Below are 3,119 nucleotides of genomic sequence, written 5' to 3'. Positions count from 1 at the left end.
TACATCGTACACGGCATAAAACGCCGGGCCAGCCTGCTCAATACCGACAGGATTGACCACCTTTACCAGGACCCGCACACCGAAGATCAGACGCTGTTCCTCCACTACGGGGATATGACCGACTCCCTGAACCTGACCCGAATCATACAGGAGTCTCAGCCCGATGAAATTTACAAAATGCAGGGGTCTCGGAAGATATAGTGCAGAGTGATGTCAAAAATTTTAGAAAGAATATGAAAATTGCCGAACATAAAATTTTAATACAAGCAGAATAGTAGATATGAAAATAGTAGTTACCGGAGGCGCAGGATTTATTGGTTCAGCTTTAATCCGAATGATCATCAATGAAACAGACCATGAAGTTCTAAATATTGACAAGCTTACCTATGCAGGCAACCTCGAATCATTAGAACCTGTATCCAATTCTGACCGTTACCATTTTGAACACGTGGATATTTGCGATAACGATGATATTCGGCGCATTTTTAATGAGTTTCAGCCGGATATGATGATGCATCTTGCCGCAGAGTCTCATGTGGATCGTTCGATTGATGGTTCTGCAGAATTTATCAAAACAAATATTAACGGAACTCACACACTTTTGGAAGAAGCCCGTGAATACTGGACAGCATTGGATGGGGAGAAAAAAGAGAACTTTCGTTTTTTACATGTTTCCACAGACGAAGTTTATGGCGAATTAGGAGAAGATGGTTTTTTTACTGAAGAAACTTCTTATGATCCAAGATCTCCATACTCATCAAGTAAAGCCGCCTCCGATCATCTGGTAAGGGCATGGTACCACACATATGGATTGCCTGTTCTTATTACAAACTGCTCAAATAACTACGGGCCGTACCAATTCCCCGAGAAACTGATCCCTGTAGTTATACTGAAAGCCCTACAGGGTGCAAAGATCCCTGTGTATGGTACAGGTGAAAATGTAAGAGACTGGCTTTTTGTGGAAGACCATGCCAAGGCCCTTATAGCCGTTACTCAAAAGGGAAAAACCGGGGAAACATATAACATAGGCGGGCATAACGAGAAGCAGAACATTGAAGTAGTACATACAATCTGTGATACACTTGATGAATTGGTTCCAAAAGAGAACGGAGGGAGATACCGAGAACTGATTTCTTTTGTAACAGACAGACCGGGCCACGATTTTCGGTATGCCATTGATGCCTCCAAAATTGAAAAAGATCTGGGGTGGACACCAAAAGAAACTTTTGAAACCGGCATTAAAAAAACCATTCAATGGTATCTCGATAACATAGAATGGTGCGAAGCAGTTACAGAAAATAATTATGACTTAGAAAGATTAGGTACTGGATTATAAGATTGAGGTTAAGTAAGTCGCTTAATTCAGTCCTGCCTCAAAACTCCCTCATATAAAACACAACACAAATATCAATAATGAAAGGAATTATTCTTGCCGGGGGAGCCGGCACCCGTTTGCATCCAAATACAATGGTAGTGAGCAAACAGCTGCTGCCTGTTTACGACAAACCGATGATCTACTACCCGCTCTCTACCTTGATGCTCTCCGGCATCCGGGAGATTCTGGTGATCTCCACACCGCAGGACCTGCCCCGGTTTGAAGAGTTGCTGGGCGACGGTTCCAAATGGGGACTTGAGCTGAGCTACGCCGAACAACCCAAGCCGGAAGGACTGGCGCAGGCGTTTATTATTGGAGAGGAGTTTATCGGGGATGACAACGTAGCCCTGATTCTGGGTGATAATATTTTCTACGGCCACGGACTCTCTGAAAAATTCCAAAAAGCAGCACAGCTGGAATCCGGAGCGACGATTTTTGGCTACAACGTTCAGGACCCGGAGCGGTACGGCGTGGTAGAGTTTGATAAGGAGGGCAAAGTGCTGAGCTTGGAGGAGAAACCCGAAAATCCAAAATCGAACTATGCGGTGGTGGGGCTTTATTACTATGATAACCAGGTGGTGAATCGTGCCAAAAACCTTAAACCGTCCGCCCGCGGGGAACTGGAGATCACCGATCTGAACAAGACCTACCTTGAGCATGAAGAGCTGACGACAGAGTTGATGGGTCGTGGCAACGCCTGGCTCGATACCGGCACGCACGACTCCATGCTGCAGGCCTCCAACTTTGTACAGACCATTGAACAGCGCCAGGGCCAGAAAGTAGCCAGCCCGGAAGAGATCGCATGGCGAATGAACTATATTAATGACCGGCAACTGATAGACCTCGCCAAACCCCTTGAGAAGAGCGGCTATGGGGAGTATCTGAGGAGGTTGATTAAGTGATGGTTTTGCGGATAAATAACAAGCAATAATTAACAAGCACCAAGCACCAAATTCCAAACCTTCAACCTGCACCCTGCATCTTGAAACATGAAAATAATTAACGAACCCCTCCCCGGATTACTGCTCATAAAGCCCGACGTCTACACCGACGATCGCGGGTTTTTCCTGGAGACTTGGCAGAAGGAGCGGTATAAGGAGATCGGCATTGAAGAGGAGTTTGTGCAGGATAACTGGTCGCGCTCTACGAGAGGGGTGCTTCGCGGGCTGCACTACCAAAAAGAGCATCCGCAGGGGAAGCTAGTGAGCGTGCGACGGGGATGCATTTTCGATGTGGCGGTGGATATCCGGCCCGACTCACCAACGTTTGGTGAGTGGTATGGTGAGGAGCTGAGCGATGAGAACTACCTCCAGCTCTACATCCCGCCGGGTTTTGCACATGGGTTTGCCGTCCTTTCGGAAGTGTGCGATTTCGACTACAAATGCACCGACTACTACCGCCCCGGCGATGAAGGCGGAATTAAATGGATTGATGAAACTTTAAATATCGACTGGAAAGTGGAGAATCCGATTGTGTCGAAGAAAGATCAGGAATTAAACAATTTTGAAAATCTTTTTGTAAAGAAGAATAGTTTAACAGACGGCTTTAAGAGTTGACTAATAAAACAAATAGCCAATCAAATAAAATACCTACTTCTGTAAAAGAACTGTTAATTCTCTTTAAGCAAAAAACTTTAGGTGGAGAAATCGTCAGGGGATCGGCAGGGGTATTTATTCTGCATATAGTTGATCTGCTTTTAAAGTTTGGGTTGGGAGTTGTTCTTGCTAGAGTTTTGGGGCCATCG

The 3,119-nt window shown here is 45.6% G+C and carries 4 protein-coding genes and 1 pseudogene; all 5 read left to right on the top strand.

From position 1 onward, the window contains the following. Positions 1–180: pseudogene (locus tag ACJWXQ_RS09175) on the top strand (GDP-mannose 4,6-dehydratase); the annotation flags it as partial. Positions 181–280: 100 nt separating this feature from the next. After that, positions 281–1,336 carry a dTDP-glucose 4,6-dehydratase gene (rfbB, locus tag ACJWXQ_RS09170; RefSeq protein ID WP_406672647.1) on the top strand — a complete coding sequence of 352 codons (1,056 nt, stop codon included), beginning with the start codon at positions 281–283 and terminating at the stop codon, positions 1,334–1,336. Between the two features lie 77 nt (positions 1,337–1,413). Continuing rightward, the gene (gene rfbA / locus ACJWXQ_RS09165; RefSeq protein ID WP_406672646.1) at positions 1,414–2,277 is read left to right on the top strand and encodes a glucose-1-phosphate thymidylyltransferase RfbA; all 864 of its coding nucleotides are present in this window, start codon (positions 1,414–1,416) and stop codon (positions 2,275–2,277) included. Between the two features lie 87 nt (positions 2,278–2,364). After that, complete coding sequence (gene rfbC, locus ACJWXQ_RS09160) at positions 2,365–2,931, top strand: dTDP-4-dehydrorhamnose 3,5-epimerase (protein WP_406672645.1); 567 nt, start codon at positions 2,365–2,367, stop codon at positions 2,929–2,931. Then, a partial coding sequence (locus ACJWXQ_RS09155) for a hypothetical protein (protein ID WP_406672644.1) occupies positions 2,928–3,119 on the top strand: 192 nt, incomplete at its 3' end. The genes rfbC and ACJWXQ_RS09155, both read left to right, overlap by 4 nt.

Source organism: Natronospira sp. (assembly GCF_007134575.1).
In the GTDB taxonomy this organism is placed as follows: domain Bacteria; phylum Pseudomonadota; class Gammaproteobacteria; order Natronospirales; family Natronospiraceae; genus Natronospira; species Natronospira elongata.
The sequence above is the reverse complement of the archived record's forward strand: the minus strand, read 5'-3'. Positions and strand labels throughout refer to the sequence as shown.